The sequence below is a fragment of the Methylotetracoccus oryzae genome (genome assembly GCF_006175985.1).
Lineage (GTDB): Bacteria > Pseudomonadota > Gammaproteobacteria > Methylococcales > Methylococcaceae > Methylotetracoccus > Methylotetracoccus oryzae.
This window is the reverse complement of sequence record NZ_SRSH01000021.1, coordinates 33,215-53,121: the sequence shown is the minus strand read 5'-3', so window position 1 is coordinate 53,121 and position 19,907 is coordinate 33,215. Positions and strand designations below refer to the sequence as shown.

General features: G+C 65.0%; 15 protein-coding genes and 1 pseudogene. 8 read left to right on the top strand and 8 right to left on the bottom strand.

All coding sequences use genetic code 11. The features are described 5' to 3' along the window. Window positions 1-54: 54 nt before the first annotated feature. From BWR02_RS17855 to BWR02_RS17845, 3 genes are read right to left on the bottom strand one after another with little or no spacing between them, the layout of a single operon-like run. Window positions 55-753, bottom strand: coding sequence for a hypothetical protein (locus BWR02_RS17855; protein ID WP_139559267.1), 699 nt, complete (start codon window positions 751-753; stop codon window positions 55-57). A 22-nt stretch (window positions 754-775) separates the two neighbouring features. Continuing rightward, window positions 776-2,251 (bottom strand): 4-hydroxy-3-polyprenylbenzoate decarboxylase, encoded by a 1,476-nt coding sequence (gene ubiD, locus BWR02_RS17850; protein ID WP_139559266.1) that lies wholly within the window; start codon window positions 2,249-2,251, stop codon window positions 776-778. Between the two features lie 10 nt (window positions 2,252-2,261). Then, window positions 2,262-3,230: a phosphoribulokinase gene (locus BWR02_RS17845; protein ID WP_268921427.1), complete on the bottom strand. Its 969-nt coding sequence runs from the start codon at window positions 3,228-3,230 to the stop codon at window positions 2,262-2,264. A gap of 268 nt (window positions 3,231-3,498) precedes the next feature. Here BWR02_RS17845 and BWR02_RS17840 point away from each other — a divergent pair, with 268 nt between their 5' ends. The 3 genes from BWR02_RS17840 (at window position 3,499) to BWR02_RS17830 (ending at window position 8,730) form a co-directional block, all read left to right on the top strand. Beyond that, window positions 3,499-4,458, top strand: coding sequence for a LysR family transcriptional regulator (locus BWR02_RS17840; protein WP_139559265.1), 960 nt, complete (start codon window positions 3,499-3,501; stop codon window positions 4,456-4,458). A 73-nt stretch (window positions 4,459-4,531) separates the two neighbouring features. Then, on the top strand, window positions 4,532-5,617 hold the full coding sequence (locus BWR02_RS17835; protein ID WP_236102393.1) for an efflux RND transporter periplasmic adaptor subunit: 1,086 nt from the start codon (window positions 4,532-4,534) through the stop codon (window positions 5,615-5,617). Then, window positions 5,617-8,730 (top strand): efflux RND transporter permease subunit, encoded by a 3,114-nt coding sequence (locus tag BWR02_RS17830; protein ID WP_139559264.1) that lies wholly within the window; start codon window positions 5,617-5,619, stop codon window positions 8,728-8,730. The genes BWR02_RS17835 and BWR02_RS17830 overlap by 1 nt, the downstream gene beginning before the upstream one ends. Window positions 8,731-8,837: 107 nt before the next feature. Here the strand turns inward: BWR02_RS17830 and BWR02_RS17825 are convergent, their stop codons facing one another. The 3 genes and pseudogenes from BWR02_RS17825 to cyoE all read right to left on the bottom strand — a co-directional run. Then, window positions 8,838-9,152 carry a c-type cytochrome gene (locus tag BWR02_RS17825; protein ID WP_139559263.1) on the bottom strand — a complete coding sequence of 105 codons (315 nt, stop codon included), beginning with the start codon at window positions 9,150-9,152 and terminating at the stop codon, window positions 8,838-8,840. A 184-nt stretch (window positions 9,153-9,336) separates the two neighbouring features. Continuing rightward, window positions 9,337-10,833 (bottom strand): PQQ-dependent sugar dehydrogenase, encoded by a 1,497-nt coding sequence (locus BWR02_RS17820; RefSeq protein ID WP_139559262.1) that lies wholly within the window; start codon window positions 10,831-10,833, stop codon window positions 9,337-9,339. A 218-nt stretch (window positions 10,834-11,051) separates the two neighbouring features. Further along, window positions 11,052-11,942 (bottom strand): annotated as a pseudogene (gene cyoE, locus BWR02_RS17815) (heme o synthase); the annotation flags it as partial. Between the two features lie 90 nt (window positions 11,943-12,032). Between cyoE and BWR02_RS17810 the strand changes: the two are divergent. From BWR02_RS17810 to BWR02_RS17790, 5 genes are read left to right on the top strand one after another with little or no spacing between them, the layout of a single operon-like run. Then, window positions 12,033-13,412, top strand: a complete 1,380-nt coding sequence (locus BWR02_RS17810; protein ID WP_139559260.1) for a M16 family metallopeptidase — start codon at window positions 12,033-12,035, stop codon at window positions 13,410-13,412. Next, window positions 13,402-14,721: a M16 family metallopeptidase gene (locus BWR02_RS17805; protein ID WP_139559259.1), complete on the top strand. Its 1,320-nt coding sequence runs from the start codon at window positions 13,402-13,404 to the stop codon at window positions 14,719-14,721. Before BWR02_RS17810 ends, BWR02_RS17805 begins: the two co-directional genes overlap by 11 nt. After that, on the top strand, window positions 14,711-15,268 hold the full coding sequence (gene rsmD, locus BWR02_RS17800) for a 16S rRNA (guanine(966)-N(2))-methyltransferase RsmD (protein ID WP_139559258.1): 558 nt from the start codon (window positions 14,711-14,713) through the stop codon (window positions 15,266-15,268). The genes BWR02_RS17805 and rsmD overlap by 11 nt, the downstream gene beginning before the upstream one ends. A 6-nt stretch (window positions 15,269-15,274) precedes the next feature. Beyond that, window positions 15,275-15,778: a pantetheine-phosphate adenylyltransferase gene (coaD, locus tag BWR02_RS17795; protein WP_139559257.1), complete on the top strand. Its 504-nt coding sequence runs from the start codon at window positions 15,275-15,277 to the stop codon at window positions 15,776-15,778. Window positions 15,779-15,782: 4 nt separating this feature from the next. Further along, a complete protein-coding gene (locus BWR02_RS17790) occupies window positions 15,783-16,037 on the top strand; it encodes a YfhL family 4Fe-4S dicluster ferredoxin (protein ID WP_139559256.1) in 255 nt (84 codons plus the stop codon). An 88-nt stretch (window positions 16,038-16,125) separates the two neighbouring features. Here the strand turns inward: BWR02_RS17790 and BWR02_RS17785 are convergent, their stop codons facing one another. Both BWR02_RS17785 and BWR02_RS17780 read right to left on the bottom strand, forming a co-directional pair. Beyond that, the gene (locus tag BWR02_RS17785) at window positions 16,126-18,291 is read right to left on the bottom strand and encodes an alpha-amylase family glycosyl hydrolase (RefSeq protein WP_139559255.1); all 2,166 of its coding nucleotides are present in this window, start codon (window positions 18,289-18,291) and stop codon (window positions 16,126-16,128) included. A 46-nt stretch (window positions 18,292-18,337) separates the two neighbouring features. Next, entirely contained in the window at window positions 18,338-19,873 is a 1,536-nt protein-coding gene (locus tag BWR02_RS17780; protein ID WP_236102391.1) for a hypothetical protein, read from the bottom strand. Window positions 19,874-19,907: the final 34 nt, after the last annotated feature.

The window sequence follows — 19,907 nt, the reverse complement described above, 5'->3', positions numbered from 1 at the left end:
TGATTCCCTGCGCTTTCCCCATCCAACAGCGGCCCGATTCGCTGCCTGACGGACTCAGTCCTCGCTCGGCATCAGCGGGAAATCGAGCAGATCGCGTCGATAGACCTCATGCAACTCAGCCAGGGGGCGGTAGGCACGGTCGAATAGCAGTGCGCGGTGCTCGAACAAGGCCGCGGGCATAGTGAGAGGCTGCTCGGAATCCCGGTCGGTCATCTGCGGCTCGAGTTCCCAGCCGGCAGACAGCGGTGACCACAGCACCTTCGAGGCGAAGGTCCTGCGGGACGGGTCCAGCGGCTTGACGACCTTGCCGAAGGGGATGTCGGTGGTTTCCAGCAGCCCGTTCATCTCCGGCTCGAGCCGGTCGGGCACGTACCAGTTCTCGGCCTCCGACAGCACCCGGTCGCCGCAGCGCAGCTGGACGCGGCGATACTTGATCTCGGTTTCCGGCTCGACGCGCAGCCGCTCGCGCTGCTCGGGCGTGGGTGCGACGTCGCCCGACCTGACGCGATGGACAAAGACGCGCGGAGGGTCGGCGAGACGATGGGAGCCGCACCAGGCTTCGAGCGTCGCGGTCGCCGTGCGGCTGGCCAGGAGTTCGGCATTGAGTTGCTGAATCAGCGCCTGGGCCGCGAGCCGCGACACGAAGGAGTCAGGCCAAGCGGGCTTGTCCGGGGTTGCGGCACAACCCGCAAGCGCCGCGGCGAACGCAAGCGCCGCAAGCCGTCGACCGAACGAGTGAAGGGGTCGCCTCATCGACGGATATGATTCGGGGTACTTACGGGGCCGGGTCGATGCCCAGGCTGCCCCACAAGGCATCGACCCGTTCGCGGACGTCGTCGCGCATCCGGATCGGCACGCCCCATTCGCGGCTGGTTTCTCCCGGCCATTTGTTCGTGGCATCGAAGCCGGCCTTCGAACCGAGCCCGGACACCGGCGACGCGAAATCCAGGTAATCGATCGGCGTGTGCTCGATCAGGGTCAGGTCGCGCGCCGGATCCATCCGCGTGGTGATGGCCCACACGACGTCCTTCCACTCGCGCACGTCGACGTCGTCGTCAACGACGATGACGAACTTTGTGTACATGAACTGCCGCAGGAAGGACCATACGCCGAACATGACCCGCTTCGCATGCCCCGGGTATTGCTTCTTCATGCTAACGACCGCCAGCCGGTAGGAACAGCCCTCGGGCGGCAGATAGAAATCGACGATCTCGGGAAACTGCTTCTGCAGAATGGGCACGAAGACCTCGTTCAGCGCGACGCCGAGGATCGCGGGCTCGTCGGGCGGGCGGCCGGTATAGGTGCTGTGATAGATCGGCGCCTGCCGTTGCGTGATCCGCTCGATCGTGAACACCGGGAAGCTCTCGACCTCGTTGTAATACCCGGTATGGTCGCCGAACGGCCCCTCGGGCGCATTGTCGTCCGGATACAGAAACCCTTCGAGCACGATTTCGGCACTGGCCGGCACCCGCAGTTCGCTGAGCTGTGCCTTGGCCACTTCGGTCTTGGAGCCGCGCAGCAAGCCGGCGAACGCGTATTCCGACAGCGTGTCGGGGACCGGCGTGACCGCGCCGAGGATCGTGGCCGGGTCTGCGCCCAGCGCCACTGCGATCGGGAAGGGCTGCCCGGGATGGGCCGCCTGCCAGTCGCGAAAATCCAGCGCGCCGCCGCGGTGGGCCAGCCAGCGCATGATGACCTTGTTGCGCTCCAGCACCTGCAACCGGTAGATCCCGAGATTCTGCCGCTCCTTGTGCGGGCCGCGCGTGATGACCAGCGCCCAGGTGATCAGCGGGCCGACATCGCCCGGCCAGCAGGTCTGGACCGGATAGCGGCCGAGGTCGATATCGCTGCCCGACAGGATCAGCTCCTGACAGGGCGCGTTGCGCAATTCCTTGACCGGCATGTTCAGCACCTGCCTGAACAGCGGCAGCTTGTCGAACATGTCGCGCACGCCCTTGGGCGGATCCGGCTCCTTCAGGAAGGCCAGCAGTTTGCCGACCTCGCGCAGGGCTTCGACGCTGCTCTCACCCATGCCGAGTGCGACGCGCTGCGGCGTGCCGAACAAGTTGCCCAGCAGCGGCACATCCGAGCCGCGGCAGCGTTCGAACAGCAGCGCCGGCCCGGCGCGCCGCAGGGTCCGGTCGCAGATTTCGGTGATTTCCAGGTAAGGATCGACCTCGATGCCGATACGCCTGAGCTCACCCTGTTCTTCCAGCTGGGAGATGAACTCCCGCAAATCCCGGTATTTCATGCCGTCGTTCTCATGCCGCGCGACGCTGCTCCATCATGCGTTCGAGGATGGGCCGGAAGATGATTTCCATCGCCATGCCGACCTTGCCGCCAGGCACGACCACGGTATTCCAGCGTGACATGAAGGAGTTCTGCACCATCGACAGCAGACCGGGGAAATCCACGCCGAATTTTTCGGGATCGTTGATCCGGATGATCACGAGGCTTTCGTCGGCCGTCGGTATGTCGCGCGCAATGAAGGGGTTAGACGTATCGACCGTCGGCACGCGCTGGAAGTTGATATCGGTCAGCGCAAACTGCGGCGTGATGACGGTGACGTAATCGGGCATGCGGCGCAGGATGGTGTCGGTCACGTCCTCGGGCTTGTAGCCGCGTTCGGCCGTGTCGCGATGGATTTTCTGGATCCACTCGAGGTTCAGGATGGGCACGACGCCGATCAGCAGATCCGCGTATTGCGGCAGATTCAGTGTGTCGGTCACCACGGCACCGTGCAGTCCCTCGTAGAACAGCAAATCGGTGTCCGGCGGCAGATCCTCCCATTCGGTGAAGGTACCGGGCTTCAAGCCCCCAAAGCGCGCGCCCTCTTCATCGTCGTGGATATAGTGCCGGCGCCGGCCGGTGCCGTCCTTGCCGTACTGACGAAACAGCGCCTCGAGTTCGTCGAGCACGTTCGCCTGAATCGAGAAGTGGCTGAAATGCTCCTGCAAGGCATTCGCCCTGGCGATCCGGCGACGCATTTCCGTGCGGTCGTAGCGATGGTAGCTATCGCCCTCGATGATGGCGGCCTTGATGTTCAGCCGCATGAACAAATGCTCGAACGCCGTTTTGACCGTCGTGGTCCCGGCCCCGGAGGAGCCGGTCGTCACGATGATCGGATGCTTCTTCGACATGACGGCCGTGTTGCCCGCGGTGATTCGTTCGCTCTGCTGTGCCGAGAGTTCCGTCGCGACCGGCTGCCCGACGGCGGACAAGGAAGCCACAATCCCGTCACCCGTCCCGTGCCGCCGCGCTCCCTTCGAACGCATCGTACGCCATACCGGTTCCACCCAATCGAAACGCAGATCGTTCGACCGCTATAGCGCCTGAATTATCCACCACTGCGCTGGGACTTGTCACGGCGCGGGTCGGGCAACCCCCACCGAATCCGGCAGCCAACCGGCTCTGCGCTACCGCGGGGCGGCTTTGGTAACATAAGCCGACAGGGCAAACAGACCGTCACCGATAAGGGATCGTTATCCTAGCGCCACGATGAACATCACGCTGCGCCAACTCAAAGTCTTCGAACGCGTCGCCCGGCGCCTCAGTTTCACCCGTGCGGCCGAGGAGCTTTATCTGACGCAACCGGCCGTATCGATGCAGATCAAGCAGTTCGAGGAGGCTGTCGGATTGCCGTTGTTCGAACGCCTGGGCAAGAAGATTTATCTGACGCGGGCCGGCGAAGAGCTTTACCGGCTCAGCCGGACGATCTCGCAGCAACTCGAGGAAGCCGATCAGATCGTCGAGGAATTGAAGGGCACCGACGCCGGACGCCTGGTCGTGGCCGTCGCCAGCACGGTGCGCTATTTCGCCATCCGGCTGCTCGCCGATTTCTGCGCCCGGTATCCCAAGGTGCGGGTGAATTTCAAGGTCACGAACCGCAAGGGTCTGCTGGTCATGCTGGACGACAATGAAGCGGACATCGTGCTGATGGGACAACCGCCCGAGGACGGCGATCTGGTCGCCGAAGCTTTCATGGACAACCCCCTGGTCGTCATCGCCCCGCCGCATCATCCGATGGCGGCCCGGAAGGGCATCCCGCTCGAAGAACTCCGGCAGGAAACGTTCCTGATGCGGGAACAAGGCTCCGGCACGCGGAGCTCGGTCGAGCGGTTCTTTGCGGAACGCGGGCTGGCCATCAATGCCAGCATGGAAATGAACACCAACGGCGCAATCAAACAGGGCGTCGAGGTCGGCCTCGGACTGGGGATCGTTTCGCTGCACACCGTGGAGCTGGAGCTGTCCGCCGGCCGGATCGTCACGCTGGATGTCGAGAGCTTCCCGATCATGCGCCAGTGGTACATCGTCCATCGCAGCGGCAAGCGCCTCTCGGCTGCCGGGCGGGCCTTCGAGCAGTTCGTCCGCCAGGAAGCCGGACGCTTCGTCCGGGTCGCGATGCCTCCGCGCGAGAGCGTTGATCCCACCGCTGCACCCGGTGCGAGCCCCGCGTGACCGGCTGGCCGACCGCAGTTGACGGAGGGCGATTTCCGCTCTCGGGACCTGTCGCAAACCTCCGCTTCCCCGGATGACCCGCTCCGCCACGAGCGCTCCGCGCCGGCGACGCGGCGAGCTTGCGTCCGCCGTCCTGTGCCTGGCGCTGGCCGCGAGCATGCCGACCCTGGCCGGCGCGGCGGCTGACGACGACCGCGACGAAACCCCGTCGGCCACTCCGTCGGCCGCCGTATCCCGCGACCCCGGCCCACCGGCCAGCCCGCAAAGCGTGCAGCTGACCGAGGCTCAACGGCGAACGGCCGGCATCGCGATCATCGTCGCGCGGCGCGCCGAGATCCAGCCCGAGATGGCCGTGCTGGGCAAGATCGTCGACCTCAGCCCCTTGCTCGAACTGCGCGCCCGCTACCGGGCGGCGCTGTCCGAGTTCAAGATCGCCGAAGCGTCGAGCATCCTGGCCCGCCAGAATCGCGACCGCCTGGCGAAGCTCAACCAGGAAGCCATCATCGCCAACAAGGAACTGGTCCGTGCCGACTCCGAGCTGACCGCGGCGCAGGTCCGCTCCGCGACCACTCGCCAGCGCCTCGGCGAAATCCGCGAAGAGGCCTTGCACAGCTGGGGCCCCGAGCTGTTCCGGCTGGCGATCGAAGAAGACTCCGAGTTGTGGAACCGCCTGCTGACGCGGCGTGAAGCACTGCTGCTGATCGCGCTACCCGCCAATGTGGAACTGCCGGCCGGCACCCGCCAGGTCTACGTCGCCCGCAACCGGGACCGTCAGCATGCCGTCGTAGCCGACTTCCTGGCACCGGCACCGAACACCGATAGCGTCGTCCAGGGCGAAACCTACTTCTTTCACGTCAGCGCACTGCGGCTCCGCACCGGCATGCGGGTCGACGCGTGGATCGCCAACCGGGGCGGCACGGCCGCCGGCGTCTTCATCCCGGCCTCGGCGGTCTTGTGGCATGGCGGCTCGGCCTGGGTTTACGTGGAAACCCAGGCAGGCACGTTCGAGCGCCGACCGCTGCGCGACGCCGTCGAATACGGCAGCGACTGGTTCGTGCGCTCGGGCTTCAAGGGCGGCGAGCACATCGTCACGATCGGCGGGCAACTGCTCCTGTCCGAGGAAATGCAGCGCCAGATCCCGCGCGAGGACGACGATTAGTGCTCGACGCCATCGTCCGCTTCGCCGTCCGCAGGCGCGGCCTCGTGATCGCGCTGGCGCTGTTGTTCTCGCTCTATGGCCTGTACCGGATCACGCTGAGCAGCCTCGACATCTTTCCCGAATTCGCGGGCAAACGGATCGTGGTCCAGACCGAGGCGCCCGGTCTCGCCGCGGAACTGGTCGAGAACCTCGTGACCTTCCCGGTCGAGCGCGCCCTGGCCGGACTGGTCGGCTTGCGGCAGCTTCGCTCCGAATCGATACAGGGGCTGTCGGTGATCGTCGCGGTCTTCGATGACCGGACCGACCTGTACCGCAACCGGCAACTGGTCGGCGAACGTCTCGCCACGGTCACCGGACAGTTGCCCGCAGGCACCGGCCCGCCGATCCTGGTGCCGCTGTCGTCCTCGTCAGCGACCATCATGACACTCGGGCTGACCTCGGCCACCCGGCCGTTGATGGAACTCTCGGATCTGGTGCAATGGACCCTGGCACCACGGCTGCTTGCGGTGCCGGGCGTCGCCGATGTCAACGTCTTCGGGGCCGAGCAGCGGCAACTGCAAATCCAGGTCGATCCCGACAAACTGTGGCGCTACGGGATCGGCATCAACGGACTCGAGCGCAGCGCGCGCCAGGCCGCCTCGCCCGTCGGCCTGGGCTTCGTCGAGAACGCCAATCAGCGGCTGAGCCTGCAACTGTCATCGGGCGCGGACGTGATCCGTTCGCTCGCCCACATCGTGTTGCTGCGCAGCCCGCAGGGTAACGTCACCCTGGGCGACATCGCCAAGGTCAACACGGCACCCAAACCGCGCTTCAGCGCGGCTCAGATCGGCGAGACGCCGGCGGTACTGATGATGGTCATCGGTCAGCACGGCGCCAACACGTTGCGGGTCTCCGGGCTGGTCGACGCCGTGCTGGCGGAGTTCGAGCCGATGCTGGCCCGGCAGGGCATTGCATTGCATCCGCGCTTGTTCCGGCCCGCCGACTACATTCAACGTTCGGTCAGCAATCTGGCGGGGCATCTGGCGATCGGTGCCGTGCTGGTGATCGCCGTGTTGGGCACCTTCCTGTTCGACCTCCGCGCCGCCGCCATCGCCGCGCTGGCCATCCCGCTGTCGCTGCTGAGCGCCGTGACGGTGCTGCTCGATGCCGGCATCAATCTGAACATCATGGTGCTCGGCGGACTGACGATCGCCCTCGGCGAGGTGGTCGACGACGCGATCATCGACACCGAAAACATCTTTCGCCGGCTCAGAGAGAATCAGCACGCGTCCCGCCCACTGCCCGCCTGGCAGGTCGTCTACCGCGCCTCGCTCGAAGTGCGCAGTTCGGTGGTCTACGCCAGCTTCATCATCGCCCTGGTCTTCGTGCCGCTGCTGACCTTTGGCGGCGTCGCCGGCCGGCTGTTCGCCCCGCTGGGCTACACCTACATCCTGGCCGTGCTGATGTCGCTGCTGACGGCCCTGACCGTCACCCCGGCGCTGTGCTACCTGTGGCTGGACCCGGAGCGGCTCGATCGCCGCCCTCCCCCCTTGATGCGGGCCCTGCAGTCGCTTTATCGCCGCCTCCTCGGCCGGGTCATGCTCCATCCGAAAGCCACCGCGCTCGGCAGCCTGGCGGCCTGCGTCGGCCTGCTGGCACTGACCCCGGGCTTCGGTGGCGAGTTCCTGCCGAAACTGCGCGAAGGCCATTACATCGTGCACACGGCCAGCCTGCCCGGCACGGCACTGGCCGAGTCGATCCGGATCGGCAGCCGTCTGACCGAGCGCTTCCGCTCGTTGCCGGGTGTGGAGTCGACCTCGCAGTGGGCGGGCCGGGCGGAACGCGGTGCCGACACCTACGGCACGCACTACAGCGAATATGAAGTGCGGCTGAACCCCGAGGTTCGCGCGTCCGGGGCCCGTCAGCAGACGATCCTGGAGGGACTCCGCGCCGTGCTGGCGGACTTTCCCGGCATCGTGTTCGAGGCGAACAGTTTTCTGACCGAACGGATCGACGAAACCATCAGCGGCTATACCGCACCGGTCGTCGTCAACCTCTACGGCACCGAACTCTCGCAGCTCGACGACAAGGCGCGAGAGCTCGCCGCACTGATTGGTTCCATTCCCGGCGCGGTGGATGTGCAGCTGCGGTCCCAACCCGGGACCCCGTTGGCCGAGGTGCAGTTGCATCCGGACCAACTGGCCAGCGTCGGCCTACAGCCCAAGGAAGTGCTGGACGCCCTGCAGACGGCCTTTGCCGGCACGACCGTGGGGCGCTTTTTCGAAGGGGCCCGCGCCTACGACATCACGACCATCCTGGTTCCGGGCAAGCGCAGCCGCCTCGAGGATTTGCGGGAGCTACCGCTGTCCACGGCCGACGGGACGCTGATCCCCTTGCGCCAGGTGGCTGAAATCCGGGAGAACGGCGGCCGGTACAATGTTCTGCATCAGAGCGCGCAGCGGGTACAGACGGTCACCTGCGCCGTCCAGGGCCGCGACGCCCAGTCCTTTGTGACCGAACTGCGCGACCGCGTGCTGTCCGAGCTCCGCTTCCCGCCGGACACCTACCCCGAATTCACCGGTTCGGCGGTCGAACAGGCCGCGGCGCGACGGGAACTGCTGGCGCACTCGTTGCTGGCGGGCCTTGGCGTGCTGCTGCTGGTGTACATCTCGATCGGCAGCGTTCGGCATGTCGCTATCACGCTGCTGAACCTGCCGTTTGCGTTGGCCGGCGGTATCGCCGCGGCCTATCTGACGGGGGGGACGCTGTCGGTCGGCAGCATGATCGGCTTCGTGACCCTGTTCGGGATCACCGTACGCAACTCGATCATGCTGATCTCGCATTATCGTCGTCTGGTCGGAGTCGAAGGGCTGCCCTGGGACGCCGCCACGGCACTGCGCGGCGCTCAGGAACGACTGCCCTCGATTTTGATGACCGCACTGGTCACGGCCCTGGCAATGCTGCCGATTGCCATCGCCAGCGACAATCCCGGGCGGGAGATCATGGGACCGATGGCTTCGATCATCGTCGGTGGCCTGGTGTCGTCGACGCTACTGAACCTGCTGGTTCTGCCGACCGTGCTGCGCCGCTGGGGACGCTTCGACCGGAACGGGGGCGTGTTGACGGAGGACTGACCGCCAGAGATGCCGGAACGGCATCGGGGGTCGGCGGCAAGAGCGGGGATGAAGTCAAACCACGAAGCCGCTCGAGGCGGCTCCGCGGCGTGCTTGCGAACGGAGGATCAGGGCTTGGGGAAGCTGGCCACGTACGCGGCGACGTTGTCGACGTCCGTATCGCTGAGTGCGCTCGCCATCGCCTTCATCGTGGCGTTGTCTTTCGCACCGGTCTTGTACGCGTTGAGCGCTTCCTTGATGTAGGCTTCGTCCTTCCCGGCCAGCGACGGAGCGTTCGGCATCTTGCTGACGCCGTTCTCGCCATGACAACCCGCGCAGGTCGCGTATTTGGCCTTGCCGGCCGCGGCATCGCCCGCCGACGCCGTTCCGTAAGTCAACACCAGGGCGGCGGCACCAAGGATAGACAAGAGAAATCTGGACACAGCACTCACTCCTCTGATTCGTATTGTTCGGATCTAGCGCACGGGCGAAGAACAACGTCCGTGCCGCGCCCTTTGTACCAGAACGTCCGGGCGAGGCAAAGCGCAACCGGCGCGCTCAGGGCCACTGCCCCGGCGACCCGGGTGCCTCGCCTGCCCGGACCGGCGCGCCATAGGGAGTGCTCCCTCACGGTCCCCCGAGATACGTGAACTCCAGAATGGATCCGGGATCGTTCAGTGCGCTGCTGCTGCCTCCTCCCGTTGGCCCCGACGTCGCACCGATGGTATCGGTCAACAAATACAGCCGATCGCCCGTCCTGCTGATGGCTACATCGCGGTAGCGGTTCACGTCGACGAAATAAGGAATACCGTCTCCGACGATGCCGTCGTTCGTTGCGTTCAGCTTGAAGCGATAGAGGCTTCCGTTCTTCAGCGTCGGCACCAGCAGCGAATTGCTCCAGTCCGGGATCGTCGAACTACCATAGAAGTCGATGCTCGACGGCGCAATCGTGGGCCAATACAGCGAGCGGGACTGGGTCAGATCGCACACACTGATCGCGCTGCTCGCGCAATCGGGATACAGCGAACGGAGCGGAGGCTGGAAGTTGGGCAACAACACGCCCGTTTCAGGCTGTCCGGTAATACCTAGCCCCGCCGGATCGATGTTGTCGTCCCAGGCCGGGTTGCAGGCCGGCCCGGTTGATGAGTAGTTGTAATACGTGTAGCTCCCGTCCTCAGCAAAACCGGAAATCCGCGGCCAGCCGTAGTTGCGTCCCGCCCGGATCAGGTTGATTTCGTCGTCCACTCGCGGCCCATGCTCGCTGCTGTACAGCTTGCCGCCCGCAACCGGCGCTGGATACCCGTCCACCGGTGCGGTCTGGAATGCCAGACCCTGGGCGTTGCGGTGACCGATCGTGTATACGTGCGAGCGGACGCCCTGGAATACCGGATTGTTGGCCGGCACCGAGCCGTTCTGGTTGATGCGCAGAATCTTCCCGCTGTAATCGGCGTAGTCTCCGGCCGCGATCTGGGCGGCCGTGGGCGTGGTTTGCGAGCGGACGCCACGGCATTTGTTCTCGAACTGGTTGCCGCCCAGGTCGCCGACCGTGTAGTAGAGCTTGGCATCGGGCCCGAACACCAGACGCCCGGAACTGTGATCGTTGTTGGCCGGAAGTCCCTGCAGCACCACCTTCGGGTTGCGCAAGCCGGGCGCCGTGCCACCCGAATACCAGTAACGCACGATGCGCGCCCGGCGGTCGACGACGGGGCCGGGATCGTTATCGTAGACGTAGGCCAGAAAGATGAAATCCTGCCCGACACCCTGTCGGAACTGGGGGTGCAGCGCCAGCCCCATCAGTCCGTCCTGGCCGACCTGGGTCACCGTTCCCGCCGGGTTGCGCTTGAGGGTCAGAGCGACATCGGGAATGGTCAGCAACACACGGCGTGCACCGGTCGCCGGGTCGACACGGGAGACGCGACCGATTCGCTCGGTGACGTACAGGAAATCGTCGGGGCCGTAAACGAGCTCGAACGGATAATCCAGGCGATAGCGCGCGGTCTGGGGCAGCGTATCGAGCTGGTTGATGACCCGCTTGGCCGAGAACACTTCGGCTGCCCGCACGTTCGGAATGAAAACGCCCGCACCGATCAGGAGCGGGACCAACAGGCGTTTGAGCATGATCATGGGTAGCACCTCCGGCCGGGAGTCTGATCTCCACCTGCCGGGAGGCTACGCGCATTACGCTGTATTGACCAATCGCATCTCCGTGCGAGTGGCGACGATCGGCGCACCGGCCATCCGGGATCGGGCCGACAAGCCCACCCTTGCGATCAGACTCCCGGCGGCGACGATTGGGACAGGCTGGGTGATTCGTGGACCGGCACCACATGGAAGCGGTCCGGCACGACGTAGTGATCGATCAACAAGGCGCTGAAGATACCCACCAGATAGACCAGCGAGTAACCGAAGGTGGCCATGGCCACCTTCGCCGTGGGCGACCGCTTGAGGCGGAACGCGTGGTACAGGAAGCCGAGGCCGAACCCCAGCGCCGCCAGCAGGTACAACCAGCCCGACATGCCGGTCAGATACGGCAGCAGGCTGACGATCAGCAGCAGGACCGTGTAGAGCAGCACGTGCAACTGGGTCACCTCGACGCCGTGCGTGACCGGCAGCATCGGGATGTTGACCTTCGCGTAGTCGTCTTTCTTGGCGATCGCATACGCCCAGAAGTGCGGCGGGGTCCAGATGAAGATCAGCAGGAAAAGCAGCAGGGAATACGGGTGGATGTTGGCCGTGACCGCGCACCAGCCCAACACCGGGGGTGCCGCGCCGGCCGCGCCGCCGATCACGATGTTCTGCGGCGTGGCCCGCTTCAGATAGACCGTGTAGATGACCGCATAGCCGATCAGGGACAACAGCGTCAGTACCGCGGTCAGCGAGTTGACCAGCCCGAACAGGATCAGCATCGACAGCACGCCCAGCACGATCGCAAAGACGACGACCTTGCGCGGCGACAGCTGGCCCGTGGGCAACGGCCGGTTCTGGGTCCGCTTCATCTCGGCGTCGGCCTCGCGGTCGAGCACGTGGTTCAGCGCCGCCGCCGAAGCCGCGGCCAGCCCGATGCCCAGCGAGCCCCAGATCAGCGCGGAAAGCGGCGGAAAGCCGGGCACGGCCAGAAACATGCCGATCACCGCGGTGAATACGATGTGCCCCACCACCTTCAGCTTGCAGACGCCAAGGTAAGCCCTCCACGGTAGCGGCCGGGCGACCCCGCCCGTAGTTTCGAGTGCCATGGCTTCGTCAGGCCCTTGGGTTACAATGCGGGCGGCCGACCGCCGGCACCGGGTCTCGCGGGGAGGTCATTCGAAGTGGAGAAGTCATCAATGTCGCTGTCCCGAATTGCGCTATGGTTCGCGGCCATACCGATCGCTGTTCACGGGGCCGAAACGAAGGTTCACGAGTTTCGCCTCGACAACGGCCTCAAGGTCCTGATTCAGGAGGACCACCGCGCTCCCGTGGCGGTTTCGCAGGTCTGGTACAAGGTCGGATCGAGTTACGAATACGGCGGGATCACCGGGGTTTCGCACATGCTCGAACACATGATGTTCAAAGGGACGAAGAAGCATCCGGCAGGTGAGTTTTCCCGTATTATTGCAGCAAACGGGGGGAGTGAAAACGCTTTTACCGGTCAGGACTATACGGCCTACTTCCAGACCCTGGAGCGCTCCCGGCTGCCGGTCAGCTTCGAACTCGAAGCCGACCGGATGCGCAACCTGCAGCTTTCGCCGACTGAATTCAGCAAGGAACAGCAGGTCGTCATCGAAGAGCGGCGTATGCGCACCGATGACCAGCCCCACGCGAAAATGGAAGAGCACTTCCAGGCCGTGGCCTTCACCAACAGTCCCTATCAGAATCCGGTGATCGGCTGGCCCGACGACATCGCCGGGCTGACGGTCGCTGACCTCAACGCGTGGTACGGGCTCTGGTACGCGCCGAACAATGCCACACTGGTCGTCGTCGGAGACGTCGACCCGAAGGCGACCTTCGAACTCGCCAAGCGTCACTTCGGTCCGCTGAAAACCAGTCAACTGCCCCCACTGAAGGCCCGAGCCGAAGTCGAGCAGTTCGGGCAGCGCCGGATGACCGCCAAGATCCCGGCCAAGCTGCCGTATCTGGTGCTCGGCTACAAGGTGCCCGCACTGAAGACCCTGGCCGACCCTTCCGAAGCCTACGCGCTCGAAGTCGCTGCGGGCATCCTGGACGGCGGCAACAGCGCCCGTTTTTCGTCCCGGCTGATCCGCGGACAACAACTCGCCGCCTCGGCCAGCGCGGGCTACGACTTGTATTCGCGCATGAGCACACTGTTTACGCTGGAAGGCACACCGGTCGAAGGCAAATCGTTGGCCGAGCTCGAAGCCGCATTCTATCGGGAAGTGGCGCAATTGCGGGATGAGCCCGTGACTGCCGACGAATTGGCCCGCGTCAAGGCTCAGGTCATGGCCAGCAAGATCTATCAGCGCGACTCGATCTTTTACCAGGCCATGCAATTGGGGCTCGCCGAAACCGTGGGGCTCAGCTGGAAGGTCGTCGACGAGTATGTCGACCGGATCGGCCAGGTCACGCCCGAGCAGATCCAGCAGGTCGCACGCAAATACCTGACGGAAGACCATTCCACGGTGGCCCACCTCGACCCGCAGCCCTTGCCGGAGGGCGCCCAAGTCAGCGACGAGAGCACGGGCAACGGAGGCCACCATGTACGCTAAGTTTTTTCGATTGTCCCTCGCGCTGTGCTGGGCGCTGGCCTGCGGCGCCGCTCAGGCCGTCCCGGAAATCAAGACCTGGGTCACGACGAACGGCGCGAGAGTCTATTTCGCACAGACCGAAGGCCTGCCGCTGGTCGACATCCGTGTACTGTTCGACGCCGGCAGTGCGCGTGACGGCGACAAGTTCGGCCTGGCAACCCTGACCTCGACACTGCTCGACAGCGGTGCCGCCGACCTGGATGCCGATGCGATCGCCCAGCGGCTCGAGGGCGTGGGCGCCGTCCTGAGCACCGGGGCGTCACGCGACTCGGCTTCGGTTTCCCTGCGCAGTCTGACCCAGCCCGAGCTGCTGCGCACCGCGCTGGCCGTGACCAAGGCGATCCTGCTCCAGCCGCGCTTTGCCGAGCAGGATTTCGAGCGCGACAAGAAGCGAACGCTGCTGGCAATCCAGCAGCGCGAGGAAGGCCCGGACGACGTCGGCGGCATCCTGTTCTTCGAAACACTGTACGGCAACCACCCCTACGCGCACCCGAAAGAAGGCAATGCGGACACGGTCGCAAAGCTCACGCGCGACGACCTGGTCGGATTCTTCAAACAACACTATGTCGCGCGGAACGCTCGCGTCATCATCGTGGGCGACCTGAAATGGTCGCAGGCCGAGGGGATTGCCGACGAACTGGTCGGTAGCATGCCAGAAGGCAACGTCCCGCCGACGCTGGCGCCCGTCGAACCCGCACCCACGGGGAAGACGGTACGCCGGAACTTTGCGTCCGAGCAGACGCACGTCTTTGCCGGTCAGATCGGCATGCGGATGGGCGATCCCGACTTTTTCCCGCTATACGTCGGCAACCATATCCTGGGCGGCAGCGGCTTCGCCTCGCGCGTGGTCAAGGAGATCCGCGAGAAGCGGGGCCTGTCCTACAGCGCCTACAGCTATTTCTTCCCGTTTCGACAATCGGGTCCGTTCATGATGGGGCTGCAGACCCGCAACGACCAGGCCGCGCAGGCCCTCGAGGTGCTGCAGCAAACCTTGCGCGACTTCATCGCGAAGGGACCGACCGACGAGGAACTGACGGCCTCCAAGAAAAACATCACCGGCGGCTACGTGCTGAAGCTCGACAGCAACAGCAAGCTCACCGAGCAAATTGCGTCGATTGCATTCTATGACCTGCCGCTGGATTGGCTGAACACCTACATTCCGCGCGTCGAGGCCGTCACGAAGGCCGACATCCAGCGGGTATTCCAGGCACGCATCCACCCGGACGCGCTGCAAACGATCGTGGTCGGCGCCGGTCAGCGTGAGCAATGAAGTCCGCATCATCGCCGGCCAGTGGCGGAGCCGCCGGATTCGCTTTCCGTCGGCCGATCAGCTGCGTCCTACGCCCGACCGGGTCCGCGAAACGCTGTTCAACTGGCTGCAGGGTGAAATCGAAGGCGCCCGCTGCCTGGATCTCTACGCCGGCAGCGGCGCGCTGGGATTCGAAGCGGCCTCGCGCGGCGCCAGGCGCGTCGTGACCGTCGAACGCGCGGCGCGGGTCTGTGCCGCCCTGCGACAAAGCTGCGCCGCTCTGGGCGCGACCCAGGTCGAGGTCATACAGGCGGAAGCCACCCGTTTCCTTGCGGGGTCCGGGGGCCCCTTCGATATCGTCTTTCTGGACCCACCCTATCGGCGCGGTCATCTGGTCCGCTGCTGCCGGCTACTCGAAACACGCGGGTGGCTGGCCGACCGGGCCTGGATTTATCTCGAGGCGGAAGCCGAATTGCCGATCGAAACGGTATCCGGTCACTGGCAGGTGCTGCGCAGCCAGAAGTCCGGTGACGTTGGCTACCACCTGTGCCACCGCAGCGTGCAATGACAGGGCATGAAGAACACTGCGATCTATCCGGGTACCTTCGACCCGATCACGAACGGACACATCGACCTGCTCGCCCGAGCCAGCCGGATCTTCGACCGCGTGATACTCGCCATTGCCGAGAGCAAGGCGAAAGGCCCGCTGTTCACGGTGGCGGAGCGGCTGGCGCTGGCTCGCGAATCCGTTGCGGAATTGTCTAACGTCGATGTGATCAGCTTCGACAACCTGCTGGTCGAATGCGCGCGCACGCACGGCGCCAATGTGATCCTGCGCGGCCTGCGCGCGGTGTCCGACTTCGAGTTCGAGTTCCAGCTCGCCGGCATGAACCGTTACCTGGGCCCCGAGATCGAAACCCTGTTCCTGACCCCGGCTGAAAAGTACGCCTTCGTGTCGTCCTCGGTCATCCGGGAGATCGCCAAGCTGGGCGGCGACGTCTCCGGCTTCGTCCCGGACCCGGTGCGCATCGCGCTGGCCCGCGCCTTCCAGCACCCCTCATCCACCACCACCTGCTGATTCCATGGCGCTGATCATTCACGACGCCTGCATCAACTGCGATGTTTGCGAGCCCGAGTGCCCAAATGGCGCGATTTCCGAGGGACCGGAGATCTACATGATCGATCCGGACAAGTGCACCGAGTGCGTCGGCCACTTCGACAAACCGCAGTGCATGGAAGTCTGCCCGGTGGATTGCATCACGCTGGATCCGGACCGTGTCGAGGACCGCGAGGCACTGGAACGAAAGTATCGTCGCTTGGCCGAGAACACCGTGTAGACCGCATCCGTCCAGGCTGAATCAGGAACTGCTGACCCGATGCGCGTTCCATTCGGATAGAGACACCGCCAGCATCACCCTACGGCCTTCAGTGCAGGTAAGGCCCGTCATCGCCGATTTTGCCCGGGCCGTCCAGCACATAGATGCCCGCTGAGTTGGCGCGCACGTGGAAGGAGAGCGTGCCGTCCGGCGCGTGGCTTTCGGCCCCGGTCACGGCATCGCGGTAGAGGCCAGGCCGGACGCCGCCGACGTGTATGCTCTGGTCGCTGCCGATCGCCAGGCCTACCACGGCATAGCTGCCGCCCTCGGCATAGTCCCGCACGAAGCTCATGCCGCTGCCCCACTCCGCAACCTGGGTCATCCGCGCCTTCTGCAGCGCCGGGACGGCCTGCCGGATCCGGTTCAGCCGCTGGATATGCCGGTACAGCGGACGTGACTGCGTCTCGGCCAGGCGATCGTCTGTCAGATGATCCCCGAAATACGCGCGCCCGGTCCGGTCCAGCGTGTCGTTGGCCTCCGAGACGTCCTGCGGTGCGCCCTTCATGAACTCGATCTCTTCACCGTAGTACAGGCAGGGAATGCCGCGCGCGGTCCAGATCAGGTTGTAGGCGGCCGCGGCCATCCATTGCTCGCCCTTGAACCGGTATTTGAAGTCGTTGTCCGGCCCGACGTCGTGGTTCTGCAGGAAGGTCACCATCTGCGTGACGTCGCCGTAGATCCAGTCCATCGTCAGGATCTGCGCGGTGCCCCCATAGGTACCCTTGCTGACGGTATCGCGAAAGGTCGAAAACAGGCCGAAATCGAGCTGCGGAAAGCCGGAGTCACCGCCTGACAGCGGATTTCGCGGATCGTGGCCGAGGCGCGTGTACCACCAGGGCCGGATCTCCGACGGTCCGTTGTCGCCGCCGCCGAGATCGCCCCAGCCGTAGCCCTTGACCAGGTTCTCGCCGAACACGAACAGTCCCGGCTTGTGGGCCTTCCACGCATTCACGTATTCGAGCAGGTTGTCCCGCTCGATGTGCTTGACCGTGTCGATGCGCAGCGCATCGACCCCCATGTCGAGATAACGGTTGATCGCGCCGATCACGTAATCCTTGACGTTCTGCCGCCCGGTCGCCAGATCGATGCAGTCGCCGGCCAGGTGCTTGTGCTGCAGTGGATGCGCGCTCTCCCAGTCGCCGCCGCTGATAAACCCCTCCTGGTGATACCAGTCGGGATCGAGCGTGTTGGCATCGATGCCGAAGAAGCGGCACGGGTTGTAGCCGGGTTTCGGCACGGTCTCGCCGGTTCTCGGGTCCACCAGCGGCTCGATACCCTGCGGATCGGTGGCATGCCTTTCCCGGTACCAGTCGGGCGCGGCCGGATTGTCGATGTCGTCGCCATTCGGCCAGGCGTAATTGCCGAGATGCCCGCGATAAGGCCCGTTGTCGACGCGGCCGGACTCCGACCCCTGCGGCACGTAGTACTTGATCGGCAGATGGTCGATGTGGACCTTCCCGCGTATGCCCCACTGGCAGGAATGGTTGACCACGACATCCTGGATGATCTTGATACCCTTGGCATGCGCCGCGTCGATCAGATCCTGGTAGGTCGCGCCGGGCGATTCCAGCCGCGGATCGATCCGCGTCCAGTCATAGGCGTGGTAGCCGTGGTAATCCAGACCGGAACGGTTTTCGACCGGCGGCGTGATCCAGATGGCCGTGAAACCGAGGTCGCGGATGTAGTCCAACCGCTCGATCAGCCCCTTGAAGTCGCCGCGCCAGTGCGGGTCCTCCGGCTGCCCGGTCGTGGCATTGAACTTGATGCGGTCGCGGCAGAAGAAGTTATTGCCGGGATCGCCGTCGTTGAAGCGGGTGGTCAGCAGGAAGTAGATCGTCTCTTCGCGGAAGTCCGTGCGCTCGGAGACGGGTTTTAAGGAAGCCGGCACGGCTCGGGCGTGGCTTGGCCTGGCCTGAGTGACCGCAGCCGGTGCCCTGCCGGCGGCAGGCTCCCGGTCGTGCCAGCACTGATCGGCCGTCAGCCAGCCGTCCCGGGACCGGTGCAGATCCGCAGTCTGGCGCCCGTGACCGTCATTGAACACGAGATGGGTGACGGGCTCGGTGAACCGATGGACGAACCAGCGTCCGTCTTGCCGCTCCATCGGCAGTCCCGGCCAGACCGTATGCACCGAGCCGGTCGCGTCGTTCCAGAAATGGACGTGGACCGTTTCCGCCCACGCGGCGGGCTTTTCAAAATAGACGGTAAAGCCGCCCATACCGACGTCTCCTGCTGTTCCGTTCAAGCGCTCGTATTCGGGCAGTCTAACGGACACCTGCGACCGGCCGCATCTGCGTGTCGCAAAGGCCACCGACCCGCGCCGTCGCCGGCGTTCCGCTGCCCTGGCAGCTTGCCCCCCGATCCTTCAGTCGGCAGGTGATTTCGATCGGTCGTCCCTCGTCCAGCCAGGACGGCGTCTTGCGGTAACGCCCCACGCCGCCGCCGAAGCTGCAGCCACGGGGTATGCCGTAGGGCGGGCAGCCCGCGGACGGTTTCAGATCGACCTTGCGTCCGTCGACGACGAAGCCGGGATAGCGGTCAACCAGGTCGATGACATCCTCTTCCTCCTGGGCGTCCAGCATGAAGTCGCGGAAGTAGTAGCCGGAGCCGGCGCGTTCATCCACATGGATACGGGTGTTGGCCAGCAGAATGAAGTTGCTTCCCCGGTTCGCGACCGCGCCCGAGATGTACTCCATGCGATCGTGCCGCGGAAAGCATTTGCCCATCGCCGGCGCATGGTAGTAGTGCTTGACGCTTTTCAGTGCGCTCAATGCATTGTCCGGAAAGACGGCCTCCAGATCCGCGTCGGTGCCGAACAGGATCCGTTCGATGTCGCCGACATTCTGCTCGTACATGCCCTGCAACTTGGCATAGCGCTCGGCGCCGGGCGGCGCCTTGCCGGGAGCCAGATCGTCGCGCAGGAAGCAACTGGTCAGGCCCGACACCTGGGTGAGGTACTCGTCCCAGATGTTGTACTGCGATACGTCGGATGAAACCCCCTGGAAGTCGCCGGGGCTGCGGCAACCCTGGCCGCGGGCGCAGGACTCCCGGCCGCGGTTGCGGATCGACAGTGCGATGATGTTGCGCTCGCAGCCACCGTAGGCATTGCAGCCGCGATCGAGGTGCCCTTCGAAGATCGCCGTGCGCATCGTGTAATCGAGATGCTTGGCCTGTTCGATCGCCGAGGCGGGCCAGCGGCCGCGGTTACCCTGGGCGAACACCTCCCACGAGCGCTGCAACGCGTAGCGGCGCCCCATCAACTCGGCATTCGCGTCCCGGCAGTCGGGCGAGTTGTGGAAGGCACGGACGATCTGGTCCAACTGGCTGCGCCCCGCCGGGGCGCTTGCTGGCGGAAGCCGGGCCGGCGGGGGGTCGAAGTACGGTGCCTTGTCCAATGGATAGAGGTTCCGCACGTCAATCACGCGGTCCATGCCCGGCGCGCAGTGATGGTTCTCGACAGTCATCGCGCGACGCTGCGCCACGGTGGTCTTGAAACGATCGGTGGAAGCCGGCGTCGCTGTCCGTGCATCGACGACGACGTCGAAACCGACGTAGGGCGTGCCTTTGGCATCGGTCAGCGGCTGCCCGCCGCGCATGACCAGGCAGGGGATCACCGACGAGCCCTGTGCGAGCCGTCCGGCCGGCAGCCCCGCCCCATCGCGGCCCACGCTGTCCGCGTCGTAATAGGGCACGTCGAGCGGACCATTGAATTTGTAAAACGTCATCACCGGCGTCGCCGGGACGCCGCCCCAGGCAGTTCCCCAGCCGATCAGGAGGGTCAGCCATAACGGCTTGTTCACGGTCTTCTCCTTGTTGTTCGCTAGCGGCGCAAGA